At 63.9% G+C, this 22874-nt stretch carries 20 protein-coding genes; 11 read left to right on the top strand and 9 right to left on the bottom strand.

Annotation, left to right across the window (positions count from 1 at the left end; all coding sequences use genetic code 11):
• Positions 1 to 38: 38 nt before the first annotated feature.
• The 8 genes from ntrB to PHS32_RS11275 all read right to left on the bottom strand — a co-directional run bounded on the left by ntrB (position 39) and on the right by PHS32_RS11275 (position 8287).
• Positions 39 to 905: a nitrate ABC transporter permease gene (gene ntrB / locus PHS32_RS11310; RefSeq protein WP_301079064.1), complete on the bottom strand. Its 867-nt coding sequence runs from the start codon at positions 903 to 905 to the stop codon at positions 39 to 41.
• Between the two features lies 1 nt (position 906).
• Positions 907 to 2310: a CmpA/NrtA family ABC transporter substrate-binding protein gene (locus PHS32_RS11305; protein WP_301079063.1), complete on the bottom strand. Its 1404-nt coding sequence runs from the start codon at positions 2308 to 2310 to the stop codon at positions 907 to 909.
• Positions 2311 to 2447: 137 nt separating this feature from the next.
• Positions 2448 to 3128: a response regulator transcription factor gene (locus PHS32_RS11300; protein ID WP_301079062.1), complete on the bottom strand. Its 681-nt coding sequence runs from the start codon at positions 3126 to 3128 to the stop codon at positions 2448 to 2450.
• On the bottom strand, positions 3125 to 4378 hold the full coding sequence (locus PHS32_RS11295) for a PAS domain-containing sensor histidine kinase (RefSeq protein ID WP_301079061.1): 1254 nt from the start codon (positions 4376 to 4378) through the stop codon (positions 3125 to 3127). The genes PHS32_RS11300 and PHS32_RS11295 overlap by 4 nt, the downstream gene beginning before the upstream one ends.
• 37 nt (positions 4379 to 4415) lie before the next feature.
• The gene (locus PHS32_RS11290; RefSeq protein WP_301079060.1) at positions 4416 to 5312 is read right to left on the bottom strand and encodes a DMT family transporter; all 897 of its coding nucleotides are present in this window, start codon (positions 5310 to 5312) and stop codon (positions 4416 to 4418) included.
• Between the two features lie 105 nt (positions 5313 to 5417).
• Positions 5418 to 6269, bottom strand: coding sequence for a creatininase family protein (locus PHS32_RS11285; protein WP_301079059.1), 852 nt, complete (start codon positions 6267 to 6269; stop codon positions 5418 to 5420).
• 57 nt (positions 6270 to 6326) lie between these two features.
• Complete coding sequence (locus tag PHS32_RS11280) at positions 6327 to 6668, bottom strand: zinc ribbon domain-containing protein YjdM (protein WP_301079058.1); 342 nt, start codon at positions 6666 to 6668, stop codon at positions 6327 to 6329.
• Between the two features lie 41 nt (positions 6669 to 6709).
• Positions 6710 to 8287, bottom strand: coding sequence for a DUF4080 domain-containing protein (locus tag PHS32_RS11275; protein WP_301079117.1), 1578 nt, complete (start codon positions 8285 to 8287; stop codon positions 6710 to 6712).
• 17 nt (positions 8288 to 8304) lie between these two features.
• Between PHS32_RS11275 and PHS32_RS11270 the strand changes: the two genes are divergently transcribed.
• From PHS32_RS11270 to priA, 8 genes are all read left to right on the top strand, one after another.
• Positions 8305 to 9069, top strand: coding sequence for an alanyl-tRNA editing protein (locus tag PHS32_RS11270; RefSeq protein WP_301079057.1), 765 nt, complete (start codon positions 8305 to 8307; stop codon positions 9067 to 9069).
• Positions 9066 to 9395 carry a DUF167 family protein gene (locus PHS32_RS11265; protein WP_301079056.1) on the top strand — a complete coding sequence of 110 codons (330 nt, stop codon included), beginning with the start codon at positions 9066 to 9068 and terminating at the stop codon, positions 9393 to 9395. The genes PHS32_RS11270 and PHS32_RS11265 overlap by 4 nt, the downstream gene beginning before the upstream one ends.
• A gap of 17 nt (positions 9396 to 9412) precedes the next feature.
• On the top strand, positions 9413 to 11548 hold the full coding sequence (locus tag PHS32_RS11260) for a thioredoxin family protein (protein WP_301079055.1): 2136 nt from the start codon (positions 9413 to 9415) through the stop codon (positions 11546 to 11548).
• A gap of 145 nt (positions 11549 to 11693) precedes the next feature.
• Positions 11694 to 12098 carry a DUF1924 domain-containing protein gene (locus PHS32_RS11255; protein WP_301079054.1) on the top strand — a complete coding sequence of 135 codons (405 nt, stop codon included), beginning with the start codon at positions 11694 to 11696 and terminating at the stop codon, positions 12096 to 12098.
• Between the two features lie 10 nt (positions 12099 to 12108).
• Positions 12109 to 12603: a diheme cytochrome c gene (locus PHS32_RS11250; RefSeq protein WP_301079053.1), complete on the top strand. Its 495-nt coding sequence runs from the start codon at positions 12109 to 12111 to the stop codon at positions 12601 to 12603.
• Between the two features lie 193 nt (positions 12604 to 12796).
• Positions 12797 to 13960, top strand: coding sequence for a cytochrome b/b6 domain-containing protein (locus PHS32_RS11245; RefSeq protein ID WP_301079052.1), 1164 nt, complete (start codon positions 12797 to 12799; stop codon positions 13958 to 13960).
• 86 nt (positions 13961 to 14046) lie between these two features.
• Entirely contained in the window at positions 14047 to 15156 is a 1110-nt protein-coding gene (hemE, locus tag PHS32_RS11240) for a uroporphyrinogen decarboxylase (RefSeq protein ID WP_301079051.1), read from the top strand.
• A gap of 350 nt (positions 15157 to 15506) precedes the next feature.
• On the top strand, positions 15507 to 17678 hold the full coding sequence (priA, locus tag PHS32_RS11235) for a primosomal protein N' (protein WP_301079050.1): 2172 nt from the start codon (positions 15507 to 15509) through the stop codon (positions 17676 to 17678).
• A gap of 114 nt (positions 17679 to 17792) precedes the next feature.
• On the opposite strand, the gene PHS32_RS11230 is transcribed toward priA, so the two are convergent.
• Entirely contained in the window at positions 17793 to 18758 is a 966-nt protein-coding gene (locus PHS32_RS11230; protein WP_301079116.1) for an AEC family transporter, read from the bottom strand.
• 233 nt (positions 18759 to 18991) lie between these two features.
• On the opposite strand from PHS32_RS11230, the gene PHS32_RS11225 reads away from it, so the two are divergent.
• From PHS32_RS11225 to PHS32_RS11215, 3 genes are all read left to right on the top strand, one after another.
• Positions 18992 to 19429, top strand: coding sequence for a universal stress protein (locus tag PHS32_RS11225; RefSeq protein WP_301079049.1), 438 nt, complete (start codon positions 18992 to 18994; stop codon positions 19427 to 19429).
• 129 nt (positions 19430 to 19558) lie between these two features.
• Positions 19559 to 21700 carry a UvrD-helicase domain-containing protein gene (locus tag PHS32_RS11220; protein ID WP_301079048.1) on the top strand — a complete coding sequence of 714 codons (2142 nt, stop codon included), beginning with the start codon at positions 19559 to 19561 and terminating at the stop codon, positions 21698 to 21700.
• A 27-nt stretch (positions 21701 to 21727) separates the two neighbouring features.
• Entirely contained in the window at positions 21728 to 22849 is a 1122-nt protein-coding gene (locus PHS32_RS11215) for a phospholipase A (protein ID WP_301079047.1), read from the top strand.
• The last annotated feature ends 25 nt before the right edge of the window (positions 22850 to 22874 follow it).

The following is a 22874-nucleotide window of genomic DNA, read 5'->3' as shown; positions in this document are numbered from 1 at the left end:
TGGTTACAAATGGCGCGGTCAGGGGGCGTGCGGAAATCTCACTCCACATAGGTCACCGCCTTTTGCGCCTGGGCGAACAGCAGGTCCAGCAACATGCCGACGATGCCGATCATGACGATGGCAAAGATCACATTGGTCAGCGACAAGTTGTTCCATTCGTTCCAGACAAAGTAGCCGATGCCGGTGCCGCCGACCAGCATCTCGGCCGCCACGATCACCAGCCAGGCAATGCCCATGCTGATGCGCATGCCGGTCAGGATGGTGGGCGCCGCGGCCGGCAGTATCACCAGGAAGGCGCGGCGCAAAGGCTTGACCTCCAGCGTGCTGGCCACGTTGAGCCACTCGCGCTTGACCGAGGCGACGCCGAAAGCGGTATTGATCAGCATCGGCCAGATCGAGCAGATGAAGATGACGAAGATGCCCGACACCGACGAGTCCTTGATGGTGTAGAGCGCCAGCGGCATCCAGGCCAGCGGCGAGATCGGTTTGAGCACCTGGATAAACGGGTCCAGCGCGCGGCGCAGCAGTGGCGACATACCGATCACAAAACCCAGCGGTATCGCCACCAAGCAGGCCAGCAAAAAGCCCAGGCCCACCCGAGCCAGCGAATGGCCCAACTGGATGGCGATGCCTTTGTCGTTGGGTCCGTTGTCGTAGAACGGATGGCTGGCGTGCTTGACGATGGTCTGCCCCATCTGCGTCAGCGTCGGAAAGCCCACCGCCTTGGCCGAGCCAGGCTCCTTGCCCAGCATCTTCTGATACTCGATCTGCTCGGCACTCAGCCCGGCCGCCTGCGCCGGCGCACCGGAGGAGAGCGTGGCAAGGTGCCAGGCGCCCAGGAACAAGGCCAGCACCAGGGCCGAGACCAGTCCCGCGCGAAAGCCCAGTGTCTTCCAGAGCGCCATTTCAGGCCACCTTGCGAATGACAAAGCTCTTGCCGTACTCGGCGGCCTTCGCGGCATCGAACTCGCGACCCATGATTTTGAACTTGGGGTAGGCACCGTCCGGCACTTTCTGCTCCAGCGACTTCATGTGCTTTTTGGCGTCGGTCAGCAGGAATACCTTTTCGGCAATCTGTTTGTAGTTGACATCGCCCTTGATGTAACCCCAGCGCTGCATTTGCGTCAGCATCCAGACCGCCATGCTCTGCCACGGAATGGGGTCGAAGTCGGCCCGATCCGGCACATTCCGGATGTTGCCCAGGCCATCGGCAAACTTGCCGGTCAACACCTGGGTCAGCACGGTCTCGGGCTGGTTCAGGTACTGCGCCGGAGCGATCACCTTGGCGATCAGCTCGCGGTTCTTCGGTTCGCGCGCCATCGCCGCGGCGGTCAGCACCGCGCGGTACAGGGCGGCAAAAGTGTTGGGGTTCTTCTGAATGAACGCCGTGCTGGTGCCAAAGGCGCAGCAGGGGTGGCCGTTCCACAGGTCCTTGGTCAGCAGGTGCAGAAAGCCGATTTCCTCGTACACCGCGCGCTGGTTGAACGGGTCTGGACCGAGGTAGCCGTCGATGTTGCCGGCGCGCAGATTGGCCACCATTTCAGGCGGCGGCACGACCCGGATCTGGATGTCGGTATCGGGGTTGAGCCCGGCCTCCGCCACGTAATAGCGCAGCAGGAAGTTGTGCATGCTGAACTCGAACGGGACGGCGAATTTGAAGCCCTTCCACTGCCTCGGGTCGCGCTTGTCCTTGTGCTTGTTGGCCAGGGTGATGGCCTGCCCATTGGTGTTCTGGATCGTCGCCACATTCATGGCCACCGGATTCGAGCCGACGCCCATCGACATGGCCAGCGGCATCGGCGACAGCAAGTGCGTGGCGTCGTACTCCTGGTTGATCATCTTGTCGCGGATCAGGGCCCAGCCCGCCGTCTTGACCACTTCCACATCGAGCCCCTGCTTTTGATAGAAGCCCAGCGGATGCGCCATGATCAGCGGCGTGGCGCAGGTGATAGGGATGAAACCTATTTTGAGCTTGGTCTTCTCCAGCGCTCCTTTGTCCTGTGCCATTGCCTGCAGACTGGTCAGCGGCAGCACGCTGGCGATGGCGGCCATCGCCGTGCTCTTGCCGACAGCGCGCAGAAAGCGGCGACGCATCTGGTCTTGCGGAAAGAGCGCCTTGACCAGCGTGGCTTCAATGAATTCATTGGAATAGGCCTCGAACGCGCTGCTCAGGCTGCGCCGTTTGAGCTCGGCCGTGGCGCTGGCGGCAGACGCTTCTTGCTGGTGCTGGGCCACGGTGTGGTCCTTGCCGCAACTGCACTTGAGCAGGAGTGGGCGGTCGGCGTTGTAGGGATCGAAGTAAGTGGTCATGGCGGCATCTCTAAAGATTGGATGCCTTCGCCGATGCAAAGGTCGGGCCAACTTGGGGTGCTGACCGGCTACTCACGGAAATTCGCGGCAAGCTGGATGACAGGCTGTAGGGCCAACCCTACACGCCGGCGCGTCAATCAGGTCTGGGGGCCGACGCGGCCCAGCCGCTCGGCGTAAAGCGCCAGTTCGACATCGTTTTTGGCACCGGTCTTTTCCAGGATGCGGGCCCGGTAAGTGCTCACGGTATTCGGTGCCAGCTTGAGTTGCGCACCAATTTCGCTCACCGTGCGCCCCGCCGTCAACAGACGAAACACCTGATGCTCGCGGTGCGACAAGGCGTCCACGCCGCGAGCACCCGCCAGTGCTGCGGCGCCCGATCTGACCGCCACACCACCGACGGCAGTGGCCAGCGCCTCTGCCGTGGCGGCGGTGACGTACATGCCACCGGCGGCTACCTTGCGCACCGCCGCCAGCATGTCATCCGGGTCCGCGCCCTTGTTGAGATAGCCGCCGGAACCGAGCCTGATGCAACGCACCGCGTACTGATTCTCCGGATAGGTACTGAGCATCAAGACCGGCAGCGTGGGATGCTCGCGGCGCAGGATCTGCAGCACTTCCAGGCCATCCCGGCCCGGCATGGCGATGTCCAGCAGCACCAGGTCCAGCCCGCTGGCGCCGCCCAACGCGGCAACCCGCTCCAGCACCTCCGGCCCGCTCTGCGCTTCCGCCAGCACGCCCACATCTGGTGCATCGGCCAGCACCTGCTTGAGTCCCTCGCGCACGATGCGATGGTCATCGCCAATCAGCACCCTGATCATGACAAGCTCCAAATATTGCGCAGCGGCAGGCGCAGCTTGAAGAGCGACCCGGAGCCGATCTGGCTTGAAATTTCAAGCTCGCCGCCAAAATGGCGGGCCCGTTCGCGCATGCCCATCACACCATAGGCAGTAGGCGCTTCAAACGACTCGGCCGCTGCGCCACAACCGTTGTCCTGCACCGCCACCGTCAGGGCGCCGGCCTCGACCCGGATGCGCAAGACAAGTTCGCTGGCACGGGCGTGCCGCCCCACGTTGCTGAGCATTTCCTGAAAAATGCGGAACACCGCCATCGCCACTGGCTCCGGCAACTCGACTGCTTCGGTGCCCCGCATGTCCCAGTCCAGCACCAGCTCGGCCGATTGCGCAAACTCATGCGCCTGCCATTCGAGCGCCGCCCACAAGCCTTGATGGTCCAGGATGCTGGGGCGCAGGTCGGTGATGATGCGCCCCACGTTATCGACCGCGGCCTCGATCAGTCGGCTCATGTTCTGGCACTTGGCGCGCAGGCGCTCTCGCATCACCTCGGCCTCCTGCGGCGCGCGCTGGCGCTGCTCGCCCAGGCGTTTGTCGATCCAGTTCACATCCATCTTGAGCGCCACCAGCAGGCTGCCCAGCTCGTCATGTACCTCGCGGGCAATGCGGGTGCGCTCGTCCTCGCGTATCTTCTCGGAATAGGCCGCCAGTTCACGCAACTGGCCCAGCGCGGCCGACAGTTCCTGCGTGCGTTCGCCCACGCGCTGCTCCAGTTCATCGTTGGCCAGGGCCAATCGGTGGTTGGCATGCGCCAGCTCGGCATTGACTTGCCGCAAGGTATCGGCGGCACGCTTGCGCTCGGTGATGTCGACAAAGGTGACCACCGCGCCGCGCACCTGGGCCGCCTGCAGAATCGGGTGGCTGGAGTACTCCACCGCGAAAGCACTGCCGTCGCGGCGCCAAAACACCTCGGAGTCGATGCGGCAGGGCTGCGCCGCGCGAAAGGCGTTGAAAATCGGACATTCATCGACGGCATAGTGGCTGCCGTCCGGATGCGAGTGGTGCGTCAGGTAGTGCATGTTGCGCCCCAGCACCTGCGACGGCGCCCAGCCCAGCATGCGCGCCCCGGCGTGGTTGATGAAGGTGCAGTGGCCCTCCATGTCGATGCCAAAGATGCCTTCGCCGGTGGACTCCAGCAACAAGGCAAGCTGGTTCTGCCAAACCTGCTCGGTCGGCGCGTTGGGCGATGTCAAAAGCTGTTGGGCGTCGATGTGCATGCCCCACACCGTAAGCAATGGCTGTGCCAGCCGGCTGCTAGCGCAGCAGGAGCAGCGTCGTCCCGAGCACGGTCAGACCGGCCCCCAGCCAGGCGCCCAGCGCTGGCGCGCGGCCCAGGCGCAGCCACAACAAGGGCAGTACCAGCACCGGCGAGACCGAAGACAAAATGGCGACCATGCCGACATCGCCTTTTTTTAGCGCCAGCAAAACCAGCGTCATGCCGACGCCCATGGCGATGAAGCCATTGAGCGCGGTTTGTGCCAGCACGCGCAGCGTCGGCGCCTGCTGCGCGTGCGTCACCGGGAGGCCTGACCACAGCAGGATGAAGTGAGCCAAGCAGGCCACCGACACCCGCACCGCCGAGGCGGCAATCGGATCGACGTCGGCGCTCATCACCGGTTTGGCAATCAGCGAACCGACGGCTTGGCACAGGGCGGCCAGCAAACCCAGCGCCACGCCGGTGCCGACATGGCCCCGGTCGGACTCCCATTCGTGGCTTTCCTCCTTGCGCCGGCCCAGCAGGATGGCGGTCATGACGCCCATCATGGTCAGACCGGCGCCCGCCGCGGCTTGCAAGCTCATGCGCTCGCCCAGCAGCCAGAAGCCCAGCAGCGCGCTGAACATGGCATGGGTGGCGAACAGCACGCCCGAGCGGCGCGGCCCGAGCCGGTTCATGGCGGCAAACAAGGCGGTGTCGCCGACGAAGATGCCGACCAGGCCACTGAGGGCCATCATGCCCCAGGACTCCAGCGGAAAAGTGCGCCAGCCGCCGCTCACCAGCGTCACGGCCCACAGCATCAACGCCACCATCAGCATGCGCCAGCGGGTGAAGGCAAACGCGCCCAGATGCCGCGACGGCGACACCGAGAGCAGGCTGCCGACAGCCCAGCAGGCAGCGGCCCCCAGGGCCAGAAGATCAAAGGGCGCAAACATGCGGCCTAAGGTTACGGGCGCCGCAGCGCCGGGCCGCCCCAAGCAAGGCGAGCCCCCTCGGGGGGCAGCGAATTACACGCAGTGAAGAGCGTGGGGGTCATAGCGCTAGTGCGAAGCGGGTGCGGGTCTTGCCACCAGGGTGCTTAAGGGCAACTGGTCAATTTCGGCCAGCAGCCTGGCCAGGCTTAGCCCTGCCGCCTCCAGCACAGCCCGTCCTTTGTCAGCGCTGGCGGCGGCGGCGTTGCCGACCGCGCCGGCCGGGTTGTAGTCCTGCATCTGCCAACCCAGCTTGGCGCTCTTGCCGTTGCCCAGAATGTCGAACTTATGCGCCCGGTCTTGCGAAGTCGAGGCAAAGTTTTGCGCTTGTGCCATGTCCACGCGGGCCGGGTCCAGTGCCAGCATCATGGAAGTCTCGATGTCGCCCGCATGGATGCCGAAACGCTGTTCGTCGGCACTGAACAGTGCGTTGACATCCTGGCCCTTGGCATCCCGCAGCGGCAGATTGAACCAGCTGGCGCTGTACACCAGCAGATCGAGCCGTGCCCGCAGATCGCGCGCCACCAGGTCCATCACGCTGACCTGGCCGCCGTGCGAATTGAACAGCAGCAGCTTCCTGATGCCCGCCGCCGCCACCGATTCGCCAAGATCGGTCCACAGCCGCAGAATGGTCTCGGCCTTGAGCGTCAGCGTGCCGGGAAAGGCGGCGTGCTCGGGGCTCAGGCCCACCGCTTGGGTCGGCAGAAACAACACCTTCAAGTCCGGCGCCAGATGCGGCAGCGCCGCCGCCACCACACCGTCCACCAGCAGCGTATCCACGCTCAGGGGCAAATGCGGGCCATGCTGTTCGGTGGCCGCGACCGGCAGCACGGCAATGGTCTGCGCTGCCTGGCCGCTGCCGAGCAGTTGGGCGAAGTCCTGCGTGGACAGGTCGGCCCAGAATCTGGTTGGGGTTGTCATGGCGCTATCTTAGAGCCTGCCGGGGTGCCCGGGCCAACAGCCTGGCCGTGGGGCAATTCAGGCTTTTTTCAGAAAGCAGGCCTTCAGCATGAAGCTGCCACCGTCCATTTTGCAATCGACCTCGTGATCGCCCGAGCTCAGCTTGATGCTTTTCACCTTGGTGCCTTTTTTGAGCACGGTGGACGAGCCCTTGACTTTCAGATCCTTGATCAGGATGACCGCGTCGCCATCGGCCAGCGGATTGCCGTTGGCGTCCCGGATGACGCCGTCGGCGTCTTCGGCCTCGTCGGTGGCGGCATGCTGGGGCCACTCGTGCGCGCAATCGGGACAGACGTAGTTATCGCCATCGATGTAGGTGTTCTCGAGCGAGCAGACGGGGCAGGCGGGCAGGTTTTGCATGGCAGGTGATTGAATTGGAAAGGCGGTGAGTATAGGGGCGCCTACAGATGCCGTTGTTGGCGTGGTGCCAGCGTCCCGGTGGCATGCCTTCTGGGCATTGCCGGTTTCGGCAACAGACCTTGGAGCGAGCGCGGGCTGGCGCGGGCACCGCTGGCGACATAGTCGGCCAGCAGGGTTTGCTGCACCGTCTGCGCCGGCCAGTTGCCATGGACGCTGAGGTAGTCGAACAAGGCATCCACCAGCGCCTCGGGCGACAGGCCGCTGGTCTTGCCGCTGCGCTGCCACAGCCAGTCGGCAAAAGCGAGAAAAGCATAAAACGGTGATGCTGCTGGCGGGTCGGTATCCGTCTCCAGCAACAAACACAGGGTTTGCTTGAACCGCCCGGAATTGGCGACCAGATCCCAGTAGCGCGCCAAGCGGGTAAAGCGTTGCAGCGTCGCGGCGTCCACCGCGCCGGTTTGCCGCACCGTGTAGGGAGGGCCGACGTCATAGACCATGGCGTATGCGGCCGTGTGGCGGGCAATGGGCGTGCCACGCAGACGCTTCAAAATGCCCAACTGGATTTCGTGCGGTCGCAGGCGGACCAGGCGGTCGAAACCGGCGGCAAAACTCTCCAGCGTTTCGCCGGGCAGGCCGAAGATCAGATCGGTGTGCAAGTGGGCCTGCGACTCCGTGACCAGCCAGCGCAGATTGGCCTCGGTGCTGGCGTTGTCCTGCTTGCGCGAGATGCGCTGCTGCACTTGCACGTTAAAGCTCTGGATGCCGATCTCCAGTTGCAGCGTGCCGGGCGGAAACTGCGCAAGCAGGGTCTTCAGGCGCTCCGGCAGATGGTCGGGAACGACTTCGAAATGCAGGAACAAATCACTTGTCAGCCGCTCCAGGAAAAACTGCAGGATGCGCACCGAAGCGTCGATTTTCAAATTGAAGGTGCGGTCGACAAACTTGAAGTTGCGAGCGCCGCGTTGATGCAAAACCTTTATTGCCGCCAGAAACTCGTCAAGATCGAAAGCCCAGGCGGTCTGGTCCAGCGAGCTCAAACAGAACTCGCATTTGAACGGGCAACCGCGCGAGGCCTCGACGTAGAGCAGACGGTGCGCCAGATCGGCGTCGCTGTACTCGGTATAGGGCAGGCTAATCTGGCTGAGTGGCGGCTGCTCGCCCGTGATCACCTTCATCAAGGGCTGCGGCCCCAGCAGCAGGGCGCGGCACAGTTTGGCAAAACTCAGGTCGCCCCAGCCGGTGATGACAAAGTCGGCCAGGCGCACGATCTCTTGTTGCGCCACTTCATGGCTGACCTCGGGACCGCCTAAAACCACTTTGATCCCAGGACGCTGGGCTTTGAGCAAGCGCACCACTTCAGTGGTTTGCGTCACGTTCCAGATGTAGACACCCAAACCGATGATCTGGGCCGCGCCGCTTTGAGCTTCTCCCAACGCGGCCAGCAACTCCTCAACGATCTCCCGCGGTTGCCGCGCGATGATGAATTCGCGCAGCACCGTGCTGGCGCGCAGATCACCCATATTGGCCAGCAAATAGCGCAAGCCCAGCGAGGCGTGGATGTACTTGGCATTCAGGGTGCACAGGACGATCGAGGGTGCGGCAGCAGCGGCTTGCGACATGCCGGTATTATCAAAGGATGACACAAGACCTTTTTCGCACTGACGCCTACCTGACCGAATGCTCAGCCACGGTCAGCGCCATCACGCCCCAGGGCATCGTGCTGGACCGCACTGTTTTTTACCCGCTGGGCGGCGGACAGGCCGGCGATACGGGCTCCCTGGTGCTGGCCGATGGCAGCCAGATCGCGATTCTCGACAGCCGCAAGGGCAAGGCCCAGGACGGTAGTTTCAACCACGATATTTGTCATTTGCCGGCAGCCGAAGTGTTGGCGGATTTGCTGGCGCCGGCGCCCGTCGGTGTCCGGCTGGCGGTGGGCGACAGCGTGACGGCCCGCATCGACTGGGTCCGGCGCCATCGCCTGATGCGCTTTCACACCACTACCCATCTGCTGTGCCATCTGGTGCCGCAACTGGTCAACGGCTGCTCCATCACGCCCGACTACGCGCGGCTGGACTTCAACATGACCGACGCGCTGGACAAGGAGATGTTGAGCGCCGGCATTGCGCGGCTGGTGGCGGCAGCGCATCCGGTCACCGTCGGCGCCATCACGGACGCCGAACTGGACGCCAACCCGGCGCTGGTGAAAAGCATGTCGGTGCAGCCGCCGCGCGGCAGCGGCAAGATTCGCACCATACGGATCGGCAACGATGACCTCATCGACTTCCAGCCCTGCGGTGGCACCCATGTCGCCAACACGCTGGAGATCGGGCCGGTCATCGTCACCAAGATTGAAAAGAAGTCCGCCAGCACGCGCCGCGTCGTGCTGGGCTTTGCGCCATGAGCCGGGGAAACGTCAAGAACGCCACCGGCGACTCCTTTTTTGCCTGGGAGGGCGATGTGCTGGTGCTCAACATTCTGGGCAAGCCGAGTGCCAGCAAGGACGCCATCGGCAAGCCCAAGGGCACGCAGCTCAAGGTCAGCGTTACCGCCGCGCCGGTGGGCGGCAAGGCGACCGACCACATGGTGCGGTTTTTGGCGCCCCAGTTTGGCGTGACGGCGGCCGACATCGAGGTGGTGTTTGGCCGCATGAATGTCAACAAGCAGTTGCGCATCAAGGCGCCGAAGAAACTGCCGGCGGTGTTTGCGCAGGGAACTTTGCCCTTCTGATCCACTCCCATACTGAAATGATATTTTCAAAATTTTTCGCCCGCTCGCTTTCTGCTGCGCTTTTGATAGCTGCCAGCGTACTGCCGACAGGCGCTGGCGCCCAGAGTTCCCCCGGCACAGTGGTCACCACGGGGCAGGTACGGGCCGAGCTGATGGCGCACGCACCGGACGGTGCCGATGCCGGCAAAACGGTCTGGCTGGGTTTGCAGCTGACGCACCAGCGCGATTGGCACACCTACTGGAAGAACTCGGGCGATTCGGGCTTGCCGACCAAGTTGGAGTGGACGCTGCCCGCCGGCGTCACGGCCGGCGACATCGCCTGGCCGGTGCCGAAGAAGATTGCGCTTGGCAATCTGGCCAACTACGGTTTTGATGGCACGGTGCTGTTGCCGGTGCCGCTGACCATCACCCCGGACTTCAAGCCGACGCTGCCCCACAACGAGATCGACGTCAAACTGAAGGCCAACTGGCTGGTCTGTCGCCAGGAGTGCATCCCCGAGCAAGGTGAATTTGCCCTGCGTTTGCCGGTGCGCGGCTCCACCGCCCTCAACGCGGCTGCGTTTGAGGCCAGTTTCAAGGCGCAACCGACACCCCTCGGCGCAGACAGCCGGGTCGAGGTCGAGGGCAAGGACATCAAGGTATCGGTGGCCGGCTTGCCGGCGGCCCTGCAAGGCAAGACGCTGGAGTTGTTCCCGGAGACGCCGGAGGTGATCGAGACCGCGGCGCAGTGGAGTCAAAGCTGGCAGGGCGCCGTGTGGACGGCCAAGGTGCCCTTGTCCGCCGAGCGCAGCCAAAGCCCCAGCGTGATGCCGCTGTTGCTGGTGCTCGACAACCAGGGGCAACGCCAGGGTTTTGTGACGCAAGCCAAGGTCACAGGCGCCTGGCCCCAGGCAGCAGCTTTCAAGACCAATGCCAGCCCGATTCCTGCGACGCCGGCCGGCAACACGGCGCCTCTGAGCTTCTGGCTGGCCCTGCTGGGGGCGCTGCTGGGCGGCGCCCTGCTCAACCTGATGCCCTGCGTCTTCCCGGTGCTGGCGATCAAGGTCATGAGCTTCACCCGGCATGCCAATGACCGTCGCGGTCACCGCGTCAGCGGCCTGGCCTACAGCGCCGGCGTGGTGCTCTCGTTCCTGGCCCTCGGTGCCCTGATGCTGGGCCTGCGCAGCGCCGGCGAGCAGCTCGGCTGGGGCTTTCAGCTGCAATCGCCGGCGGTGGTGGCGGCGCTGGCGGTGTTGTTCTCGGTGATGGGCCTGAATCTGGCCGGCCTGTTTGAATTTGGCCAGTTCCTGCCCAGCCGGGTGCTGTTGCTGGAGGCCAAGAACCCGGCCATCAATGCGTTTTTGTCGGGCGTGCTGGCGGTGGCCATTGCTTCGCCCTGCACCGCGCCCTTCATGGGCGCCTCGCTGGGCCTGGCGCTGGCCTTGCCGGCGCTACAGGCCTTGCTGATTTTCATGGGCATCGGCGTCGGCATGGCCTTGCCTTATCTGGCGGCCAGCCTGCTGCCGGCGCTGGCCAGGGCGCTGCCGCGTCCCGGCGCCTGGATGGACACCTTCCGCCGTGCCATGGCGTTTCCCATGTTTGCCACCGTGGTCTGGCTGCTGTGGGTGCTGGGCCAGCAAACCGGTATTGACGGTGCCGCTGCGCTGCTGGCGCTGCTGGTGGCCTTCAGCGGGGTGCTGTGGGCGCTGACCTTGAGCGGGCGCAGCCGGGGCGTGGTAGCCAGCTTGTCGATCGTTGTTTTGGCGCTGCTGCTGGGGGCGATCGGTCGCAACGTCACCCGGCCCTTGGAGGTCAGTGCCACCAGTGCCCGTAGCGACCGCTGGCAGCCTTGGGCCCCGGGCCGGGTCGAACAGGCGCTGGCCGGCGGCACGCCGGTGTTTGTCGACTTCACCGCCGCCTGGTGCGTGACCTGCCAGTACAACAAGAAAACCACCTTGGCCAACCTCGATGTGCTGGCCGACCTGGAAGCCAAAAAGGTCACGCTGCTGCGCGCCGACTGGACCCGGCGCGACCCCGCGATCAGTGCCGCCCTGAGCCAATTGGGGCGCAACGGGGTGCCGGTCTATGTGCTGTACCAAGCCGGTCGCGCGCCGGTGCTACTATCCGAAGTCTTATCGGTGCCAGAGCTTCGCTCGGCGCTGGCGGCGCTCTAGCAGTCGCTGATAGAAACTGGCGCCTGCGCACTTAAGCTTGCCTTAATGTGCCCTCGCTAGAGTCAGGCCCCTGGCACTCTTAAGTCTTGGTTACGCCGTGTCGATGGCGGCGTCGCCCTCTGTTCCACAATTCAAAGGACCTGTTATGAACTCAACCCTGAACAAAACAAGCTGGCTGGCCGCTCTGGCCTTGGCATTGCCCCTGTGCGCTGGCGCCAATCCGATTCTGGATGGCTATCGGACTGCCGCCAAACAGGAAAATCCGGCGTTCAAGGACTTTTCGGCAGCGGCCGGGCAAAAGCTGTATGCCACCAAGGTCGGCGAGTTGGCTTGTGCCTCCTGCCACACCGATTCCCCGCTGGCCAAGGGCAAGCATGCCACCACCAACAAGGAAATCCTGCCGCTTGCCCCGGCCGCCAACGCAAAACGTTTTTCCGACGCCGCCAATGTTGAAAAATGGTTCAAGCGCAATTGCAACGACGTCTTGAAGCGCGCCTGCAGCACCCAGGAAAAAGGTGATTTCATGAGCTACGTCCTGTCCGTCAAATAAGGTGAGTGGCATGAAGTACCGCATGAACCGCTTGTTTGTTCTGACGCTGCTGGGCGTGGCCGCGCTGGGGGTGCAGGCCGAGGGCAGATACAACGGCGAGGACCGGGGTCGCCCGGTGCAACCGGCCCAGCTGAACGCCAAATGGCAGCAGGAATGCGCCGGCTGTCACATGGCCTTTCCCGCCGGTTTGCTGCCGGCGGCCTCCTGGCGCAAGCTGATGTCGGGGCTGGACCAGCATTTTGGCGCCGACGCCTCCCTGTCGCCGCAGGACACCACGGAAATCACCGACTTTCTGGTGAAGAACGCCTCCAACCGCTGGACGGCAGCCACGGCACCGCTGCGCATCACCGAGTCGGCCTGGTTCAAATCCAAGCACAACAGCGGCGAAATTGCGCCGGCGGTGTGGAAGCGCCCCTCGATCAAGAGCCCCAGCAACTGCATGGCCTGCCACGCCGGAGCCGACAAGGGCGATTTCAACGAGCACAGCATCAAGATTCCGAAGTAACTGTGGCCCCCACGCTCGGCACTGCGCGTCCTCCCTGTACAGGTCGATGCCAGAGGCAACGACTCTTCTGCCCGTCCCACCCTGCGCAAGGCAGGCTGGGAGCCGCGGGCATCAGCCCCGAGGGGGCTGATCCGGCTTGGGGCTGCCCGGCGCCGGATCGTACCTCTCCACCAACAAGAGATTGAGATCCCCCATGCAACGCATTCTGATCTGGGACGTTCCGACCCGTTTGTTTCATTGGACGCTGGCCGCCAGCTTTGCTGGCGCCTGGCTCACCAGCGAGTCCGATCAATGGCTCTCGGTGCATGTGTTCCTGGGCTACCTGATGCTGGGCCTGGTGGTCTTTCGGCTGGTCTGGGGTTTGGTTGGCACGCGCTACGCGCGCTTTTCATCCTTCTGGTTCGGACCGAAAGACGCGTTGACCTATTTGCGCCAGGTTTTGTCGGGCCATGCCCCGCGCCACGTCGGGCATAACCCGACCGGCAGTCTGGCGATTTATTTGCTGCTGCTGCTGACGCTGGTGGTCGGCGTCACCGGCTTTTTCACGCTGGGTGGCGAAGAGCAGCAGGGAGCCGTTGCCGGCTGGCTGGGCATCGTGCAGGGCCGCGGCTTCAAGAAACTGCACGAATTGTCGGCCTGGTTGATGCTGCTGCTGGTGCTGGGACACCTCGCCGGCGTCGTGGTGGAGAGCTTGTTGCACCGGGAAAACCTGGCGCGTTCCATGCTCACCGGCAGCAAGCTGGCCGATGCCGGCACCCCGGCGGCGCGCCCGCGCTGGCTGGTGGCCGGGTTGCTGCTGGCGCTGATGGCCGGGTTTGGCGTCTGGTGGTTCTTCTACGCCCTGCACGCGCCGCTGGAAAAGCAGCTTGGCCGACCCGTGGGCGGCCCGCAGACGCCCAATGTCGCGTTTGTCGGTGCCAAGCTGGCGGATAACGCCCAATGGCGCGACGAATGCGGCAGTTGCCATATGGCGTTTCACCCGAGCTTGCTGCCCAGCCGTTCCTGGGAGCGCATCATGGCGCAACAGCAGCAGCACTTTGGCGCCGATCTGGGGCTGGACGCCGCCACCAGCGCCGCCGTGCTGGCCTTTTTGAGCGCCAATTCGGCCGATCGCCGGGCCACCGAGGCGGCCTTCAAGATCGAGCGCTCGATCCAGCCGCAGGATGTGCCGCTGCGCGTCACGCAGACGCCTTACTGGGTCAAGAAGCACCGCGACATCGCTGCCGCCGACTGGCAGTCACCCCTTGTCAAAAGCAAGAGCAACTGCGCGGCCTGCCACAGCGATGCCGAGGCCGGCACCTTCCTGGACGCCGCCATGCGCATACCGCGCAACGCGGCCTCCAAAGCAAAACCCTGACCTGGCCACGCCGCGGCGCCAGTCAGTGGCTTGCCAGACACCCTCCCGACCGGCCAGCGCCGGTCAGTTGCTGCGACAATTGAGCCATGAATACACCTGCCCACCCCAGCGCTTTTGCGCCCCTGCAAAACGACACCTTCCTGCGCGCCTGCCTGCGCCAAGCCACCGACTACACCCCGATCTGGATGATGCGCCAGGCCGGGCGCTTCTTGCCGGAATACCGCGCCACCCGCGCCAAGGCCGGCAGCTTCATGGGCCTGGCCACCAACACCGACTACGCCACCGAGGTCACGCTGCAGCCGGTGGAGCGCTTTCCGATTGATGCCGCCATTTTGTTCAGCGACATCCTGACCGTGCCCGACGCCATGGGCTTGGGCCTCTCGTTTGCGCTGGGCGAAGGCCCCAAGTTCGCCCACGCCGTGCGCGATGAAGCCGCGGTCGCCAAGCTGGCGGTGCCCGACATGGACAAACTGCGTTACGTGTTTGATGCCGTCACCTCGATCCGCAAAGCCCTCAATGGCCGGGTGCCGCTGATCGGCTTCTCGGGCAGTCCCTGGACGCTGGCCTGCTACATGGTGGAAGGTGCCGGCTCGGACGACTATCGCATGGTCAAGACCATGCTGTACAGCCGGCCTGACCTGATGCACCGGATCCTGGCCATCAACGCCGATGCCGTGGCCCAGTACCTCAACGCGCAGATTGAAGCCGGTGCCCAGGCGGTGATGATTTTCGACAGCTGGGGTGGTGTGCTGGCCGACGGTGCCTTCCAGCAGTTCAGCCTGGCCTACACGGCCCGGGTACTGGCGCAGTTGAAGAAGGAACATGCCGGGGCGCGCATTCCCAGCATCGTGTTTACCAAGGGCGGCGGCTTGTGGCTGGAGGAAATGGGCCAGCTCGACTGCAACGTGCTGGGGCTGGACTGGACCGTCAATCTGGCCAAGGCACGCGCCTTGGTTGGCAACAGCAAAGCCCTGCAAGGCAATCTCGATCCCAATGTGCTGTTTGCTTCACCGGCCCAAATTGAGGTCGAAGCGGCCAAGGTGCTGGACAGTTTCGGCACACCGCACCGCGGTGCCGGCACCGGTGCCACGCACATTTTCAACCTGGGCCACGGCATAAGTCAGCACACACCTCCCGACCATGTGGCGTCCTTGGTGCAAGCGGTGCATGAGCATTCCCGCAAGCTGCGGGCTTAGATTTTTTGGCCCCGATCTCCTACACTGTTTTTCCTCAAGTTTGGTTAGTGGCGCCTGACTTATGCACAAAATTTTTGCTGCACTGCGCAAGATGCTGTTTTTTGGACAACCCGTGCTACAAAACCAATAGCGAACGTAAGTGGTTGATTTATAAAGATTTTTAAATTTGCTTTTTTTATGGGCATTTCAGCGAAAGCCTTGATTTTCAAGGCCTTGAGGGCAGCGGGGACAAGCTATCAACAAAGTTATCCACAGAAACTCTGGATGCTGCATAAATCGTTTATGAATCAAAGACTTAAACGAGTTTTCGCAAGTTCACATCAACTTTATCCATTAACTCGGACGCTGACATGAGCCACCGGCTCCCGGTCCTGGTGCAGACTCCCGTTTACAGCCAGCTGGCCGGACCGTTGAGCTACCGAAGTGAGCTCTGCCTCGCTGCCGGTACTCTGGTCCGGGTACCACTGGGCAAGCGCGAGTTGCTGGGTGTGGTGTGGGACGCCCAAGCCGAAGCCGCGCCCGGTGTGACCGAACAGGAGATTGCCGCCGAAAAGCTGCGCCCCATTGCCGCTGTCCTGGACGGTATTGCGCCGCTCAGCGCGACCTGGCGCCAACTGCTCACCTTTACCGCGCACTATTACCAGCGTTCGGTCGGGGAAGTGGCGCTGGCGGCTTTGCCTCCGCAGTTGCGCGATCTGAGCAGCGTGCAAGTGGCGCGTTTGCTCAAGCGCCAGGCCAAAATCCGGCCATCCGGGGGGAGCGACCACCCGGCGCCTGCCGACGCGCTGGCGCTGACCCCCGAACAGACCAGCGTGATCGCCCGCTTCGAGACCGAAGCGGGTCCTTTTTTATTGTTCGGCGCCACCGGCAGCGGCAAGACCGAGGTCTACTTGCGCAGCGTCAGCCGCTTGCTCTCGAGTGACGTGACGGCCCAGGCGATGGTGATGGTGCCCGAGATCAACCTGACGCCGCAGCTCGAAGAGCGTTTCAGGGCGCGCTTCAATCCGCTCTTCGGAGAGCAGGCGGTAGTTTCACTGCACAGCGGCATGAGCCCGGCGCAGCGTTTAAAGAGCTGGCTGGCGGCGCACAGCGGCGCGGCGCGTATTGTGCTGGGCACGCGCATGGCCGTTTTTGCCTCGCTGCCGCGTCTCAAACTGATCATCGTCGATGAGGAGCATGACCCCAGTTACAAGAGTCAGGAGGGGGCTCGCTACTCAGCGCGTGACCTGGCGTTGTACCGGGGCCGGCTGGAGGGTGCCAAAGTGCTGCTGGGCTCGGCCACGCCGTCCCTGGAGACCTGGTACCACAGCCGGCCGCGCAGTCAGGGTGGGCGCTACCTGCGGCTGGAAATGCCCAGTCGCGTTGGCAGCGGCACTGGCCCGGCTGCCCTGGCCGGTGCCCTGCCCCTGGTGCGCCGGGTCGACATGAACCACCAGCCGAAAAAATGTGTCATTTCGCCACCCCTGCTGGAAGCCATCGGGCAGCGGGTCGCGCGCGGCGAACAAAGCCTGGTGTTCCTGAACCGTCGCGGCTATGCGCCGGTGTTGTATTGCGCCGACTGCGAATGGAAAAGCGAGTGCCCGCATTGCAGTGCCTACCGGGTGTTTCACAAAATTGACCGCACCTTGCGCTGCCACCACTGCGGCTACACCGAGCGCGTGCCGCGCGCCTGCCCGGCCTGCGGCAACCCCGACATCGCCGCGCTGGGCCGGGGCACCGAGCGGCTGGAAGAACACCTGGCCGATCTGCTGGCCGGGCTGCGGCGACCGGGCTCGGTGTCCGAACAATGGCCCGAGGGCGAGCCGGTGCGCATTGCCCGCATCGACGCCGACAGCACCCGGCTCAAAGGCCAACTGGAATCGCAGCTGGCGCGCGTCCACTCAGGCGAAGTCGATGTGCTGGTGGGCACGCAGATGATTGCCAAGGGGCACGACTTCAGGCGCATCACGCTGGTGGCCGCCATCAACCCCGACAGCGCCTTGTTTTCCAGCGACTTTCGCGCCCCCGAGCGGCTCTTTGGTCTCCTGATGCAGGCCACCGGACGGGCCGGGCGCGACGCTGACATGGGTGGCGAAAGCGAGATGTGGTTGCAGACGTTTCATCCCAAACACCCTTTGTTCGAGGCCCTGAAACGGCACGATTACCCGGCTTTCGCCGAAGGGCAACTCAAGGAGCGCGCGCAGGCCGGCATGCCGCCCTTCAGTTTTCAGGCCTTGGTCCGATCGGAGGCCCGCACGCAGGAGGTGGCGCAGGGTTTTCTGCTGGCGGCCAGTGCCGGCGCTGTCGCGTTGCTGGAAGCCCAGCAACTGACCGAGCACATTACCCTGTACCCGGCGGTGCCGATGAGCGTGCAGCGCGTGGCCGATGTGGAACGCGCCCAGATGCTGATCGAGAGCCCGTCGCGCACGGCGCTACAGCGCTTCCTGGCGGCCTGGCAGGGCACACTGCAGGCGACCCGGCAACAACCCGAGGGCCGGGGCCTGATCCGCTGGGCGATAGACGTCGATCCAATGGCAATTTGAAAGACTTGCGGGACAGACCGCAGCCACACGAAGTGTGGCCAGCTCTGTCCCCAACCGTTTGTCGGATGTTGGAAGTCCGACTTGCGGGGCAGACCATGGCTGGCACTTACCGCCTCAAGTCAGCCAGCTCACCGCCAGTGAGAAGGTCACAAACGCCGCCGCCGTGGAGACCAGAATGATGCGTGCCACGCGGCCGTTATCGGCGCCAAAGCGCTCCGCCAGCAGCGACACGTTGCTGGCACTGGGCAGCGCCGCCGCCAGCACCACGACGGTCAGCGCAAACTTGTTCAGCGGCAGACCCAGGGCCGCGGCGCCGGTCCCGACCAGCAACACCAGCAGCGGATGAAACAACAATTTGATAACGGCTACCGGCAGGTAATCGCGCAGCGGGATCGGCGCATGCTGGTGGGCCAGCGCCAACATTTGCGAGCGTGCCAGCACCCCCCCGATGGTGAACAAGGCAGTCGGCGAAGCGGCATCCGCCAGCAAGCCCACCGTCTGTAGCACCGGGCCGGGCAACTCCAGGTTGACAGCCGAGGCCGCCGCGCCCAGCAGGATGGACCAGGGCAGGGGATTGGTGGCCACGCCCTTGAGTGCGTTTTTTGCGGCTTTGCCGGCGCCGTGCTGCTGCGCCCCGTCGAGCCGGGACAAGGCCAGGCACAGGGAGGTGGTGATGACCATGTCGATCAGCATGGTCAGGATCACCGGGCCGGCCGCGGGCGGCCCCAGCAAGCTGACCAGCAAGGGCACGCCCATGAAACCGGTGTTCGGAAACGCTGCCACCAGCGCGCCAAAAGAAGCATCGTTCCAGCCGATGCGCTGGTTCAGACTGATGGCGATGGTGCCGCCCACCGTGGCCAGCGCGCACACGGTCCAGGTGAAAAAAACAGCGCCATCGAGCAACTGCGTCAGCGGCGTGGTCGAGCCAAAGCGGTACAACATGCAAGGCAGGGCAAAAAACAGCACGAAGCTGTTCAAGCCGGCGATCGCCTCCAGCGGCAACAGGCGCCGGCGTGTCGCCAGGTAGCCGCATAGCACCAGAGCAAAGAAGGGAAAGGTAATCGACAGGATATGCAGCACGGCAGCTATTGTCACAGCAGCCGGCGGCCTCGGGTTCCAGGCCGCCAGAGGATCGATCCGATTTTGTAAGGTACTTGTAAGAGTTGCTGGATGATCCGACAATGCCTGATCGCCCGGCGTGGCGATCGGACGGGCTCTACTTTGGAAGCCTGGAGTCTGTTTGGGCGTTTCCTGCGACGGCGCAGCACATCCTGTCTTGAAGGCTTCCCCGGCAGACGGTGAAGGAGTTTTTCATGTTCAAACATATCCTGATTCCCACGGATGGCTCGGAACTCTCGAACATTGCCATCGTCAATGGCGTCAAATTTGCCAAGGAGATCAACGCCAAGATCACTGGCCTGACGGTGACCACGCCATTTCATGTTTTCGCCGTGGAGGCCTTGCAGGTCGGCGACACGGCGGAGCGCTACAGCACCGATGTGGCGGCGCTTGCCGCGCGCAACCTGAACGTGCTCAAGGAGGCGGCAGCGAAAGCCGGCGTCGAATGCGAGCTGGTGCACCGTAGCAGCGAGCATCCCTACGAGGAAATCGTGACGCTGGCGCAAGAACGCGGCTGCGATGTGATCTTCCAGGCGTCGCACGGCCGGCGTGGCGTGCGGGCACTGATTGTGGGCAGCGAAACCAACAAGGTGCTGACCCACAGCAAGATTCCGGTCCTGGTCTACCGTTGAGGTGCTGATGGCCATCGCTTCCTGGTGCCGGGCTTGAGCCGGTGCGCCGAAGGAGGTTGACGGAGTGCCCCGCAAGAGGGGCCGGTTGGTTGCGTCTGTATGATTCGCGGCTTCGCTCAACGTATCTGAATGTCGCTCCCATCTCCCCCCGCATCGACCGGTCTGAACCTGGCCCAACAGGAAGCGGTCAATTTCATGCACGGCCCTTGCCTGGTGGTGGCGGGCGCCGGCTCCGGCAAGACGCGCGTCATCACGCACAAGATTGCGCGCCTGATCCAGGCCGGCCTGGCGCCGCAACGCATTGCTGCCATCACCTTCACCAACAAGGCCGCCAGCGAGATGCGCGAACGCGCGCAGAGCTTGATCGGCCGAGCCGCCAAGGACGTGCTGATTTGCACTTTTCATGCGCTGGGCGTGCGCATGCTGCGCCAGGACGGCAGCGCGCTGGGCCTGAAACCCAATTTTTCGATTCTGGACAGCGACGACGTCACCAGCATCCTGAAGGACGCCGGCGGCACGGTGGACGCCGCCACGGCACGGCAGTGGCAATGGACCATCAGCCTGTGGAAGAACCAGGGGCTCAATGCCCAAGGCGCCGCGGCGCTGGCCGCCGACGATAACGAACGCATCATCGCCCGGGTCATGGCGCTCTATGAAGAGCGGCTCAGTGCTTACCAAAGCGTCGACTTTGACGACCTGATCGGCCTGCCGCTCAAGCTGCTGCAAAACCATGCAGCGGTCAGACAGAAGTGGCAGGCTCTGGCCGGTCATGTTCTGGTGGATGAATACCAGGACACCAATGCCACGCAATATGAATTCCTGAAGCTGCTGGTGGGCGGCAATCCGGCGGCCAGCGCGCGTTTTACGGCGGTGGGTGACGATGACCAGTCGATCTACGGCTGGCGCGGCGCCACCCTGGACAACTTGAAAAAACTGCCGGTCGACTTCCCCAGCCTCAAGGTCATCAAGCTGGAGCAGAACTACCGGTCGACTTCCGCCATCCTGCGCGCCGCCAACAATGTGATCGCGTCCAACCCCAAGCTGTTTGCCAAAAACCTGTGGAGTGCCCTGGGCGAGGGCGAGCCGGTGCGCGTGGTCGACGCCGACAGCGAGGAGCATGAGGCCGAGCGCGCGGTGGCGCGGATCCAGAGCCTGCGCGCCGGCAACTCCGCCGGCAGCGGGCCCCAGTCTCTGGAATTCAAGGACTTCGCCGTGCTGTACCGCGCCAACCACCAGGCCAAGACCTTCGAGAAAGCCTTGCGCAAGGCGCAGATTCCGTACAAGGTATCGGGCGGCACCAGTTTCTTCGACCGCGCCGAAATCAAGGACTTGTGCGGCTGGTTCCGGCTCTGGATCAACAACGACGACGACCCGGCTTTTTTGCGCGCCGTGACGGTCCCCAAGCGCGGTATCGGTCATCAGACGCTGGCGCACTTGAGCGAATTTGCCAGCCGCTACCGGGTCAGCATGTTCGAGGCCTTGTTCTCGTCGTCCCTGGGCAGCGTGCTGGGCGGCAAGGCGCTGGGCAGCTTGCACGAATTCGGCCGCTACATCAACGACCTGGCGTTTCGCGCCCGCCACACCGCGGGGGCAGAAGCAGCAAAAGGTTTCCTGCTGGATTGGCTGAAGGAAATCGGCTACGAAAAACACCTGTACGACGGGGAAGACAGCGAGAGACTGGCGGCCGCGCGCTGGGCCAATGTGATCGATTTCTGCGACTGGATGGCGGCCCGTTGCGGTGGCCAGATCGACGATGCGGCCGGAGTGTCGAGCGCCAACGAAATCAAATCTCTTCTGGAAGTGGCGCAGACCGTATCGCTGCTGTCGACCATCAGCGAGCGCGAGACCGATCAGAACGTGGTGACCTTGTCCACCTTGCACGCGGCCAAGGGGCTGGAGTGGCCGCACGTGATGCTGGTGGGTGTGACCGAGGGCATGTTGCCGTTCAAATTGGGCGATGAGGCCAACCCCACGGGACGCGCCGACGGCCCCATGAGCGAGGGCATCCTGGATCGCTTGCAGGAAGAGCGCCGGCTGATGTACGTGGGCATCACCCGTGCCAAGGCCAGTCTGGCGGTGAGCTGGACGCGCAAGCGCAAGAAAGGCCGCGATATGATTGCCGCCCAGCCCAGCCGCTTCATCGCCGAGATGGCGCTGGACCAGGCCACGGTCCGGGAAGACCCGCGCGAGAAACTCAGGGCACTGCGCGCCGAGTTTGCCAAAAGGACGCAGGACAGCGCCGCGGCGCTGGCACTGGCGCGGCCGGCTTGAGCAATTCCAGATTTCATCACTGACCCTATGAAAACTTTATCTGCTGTCGTATTCATAGCCGTTGCCGCACTGGGCCGCGCGGCCGGAGCCCAACCCTCGCCGGCCCCGGCCAGCGCCACCACTTGGCAGCAATGCGCCAGTCTGACGGGCGACCGGGAGGCGCGCCTGGCCTGCTTCGACCAATGGGCGGCGCGGCAGCCGGTCGGCATCCCTGAACCGGTGCCCCAACCCTTACCAACTCCCGCGCCGGTGCTCATCACCATGACGGCACCCGCTGCCCACGACTGCAAGAGCAGCCGCTTTTCAGAACTTTCGCGCTTTTGGGAGCTGGAAGCCGGCAGCGACTGCGGCACCTTCGGCATTCGCGGCTACCGCCCCATCAGCCTGTCGTGGATTGGCTCCGACAGCGTCAACACCCAACCCAGCTCACCCTCGCCCGATCACACGGCGGCTGCCTCCATAGGCTACAGCCCCAGCGAAACCCGCATCCAGCTGTCGGTGCGCACAAAAATGGCCCAGGGGCTGCTGACCCATCAACAGTCGCTCAAGCGCGATTCCCTGTGGTTTGGCTACAGCCAGCAATCCAACTGGCAGATTTTCAGCGGCGACCTGTCGCGCCCGTTTCGCACCACCGATCACGAACCCGAAATCACCTACATCTACCCGACCGACGCGCAACTGCCCGGTGGTTGGCGCTTGCGCTACAGCGGCATCAGCGCGGTGCATCAATCCAACGGCCAGCCGCTGCCCCTGTCGCGCAGCTGGAACCGCACCGTGCTGATGGCCGGCATGGAACAAGGCGACCGGTTCCGGATCGAGGGCAAGGTCTGGCAGCGCCTGAACGAAAATCCGGCCGACGACGACAACCCCGATATCAGCGACAAGATTGGCCGCGCCGAGTTGTCAGGCTTCTGGAATGTCAACGCCGACAACACGCTGGGTGCCACGCTGCGCCATTCCCTGCGTGCCGACAGCAACGGCTCGCTGCGCCTCGAATGGCTCAGAAGATTGGGCATCAGCGGCGTTCCGGGCAGCCAGAACGGCTTGCGTTTTCACACCCAGTTGTTCACCGGCTATGGCGACTCGCTGGTGGACTACAACCGCCACCGCACCGTGCTGAGCATCGGCCTGAGCCTGGTGGATTGGTAGTTGGGCACGGCAACAGCGGTGTCGC

The sequence above is a fragment of the Rhodoferax sp. genome, assembly GCF_028714215.1.
In the GTDB taxonomy this organism is placed as follows: Bacteria; Pseudomonadota; Gammaproteobacteria; order Burkholderiales; family Burkholderiaceae_C; genus Rhodoferax.
The sequence above is the reverse complement of the archived record's forward strand: the minus strand, read 5'-3'. Positions and strand labels throughout refer to the sequence as shown.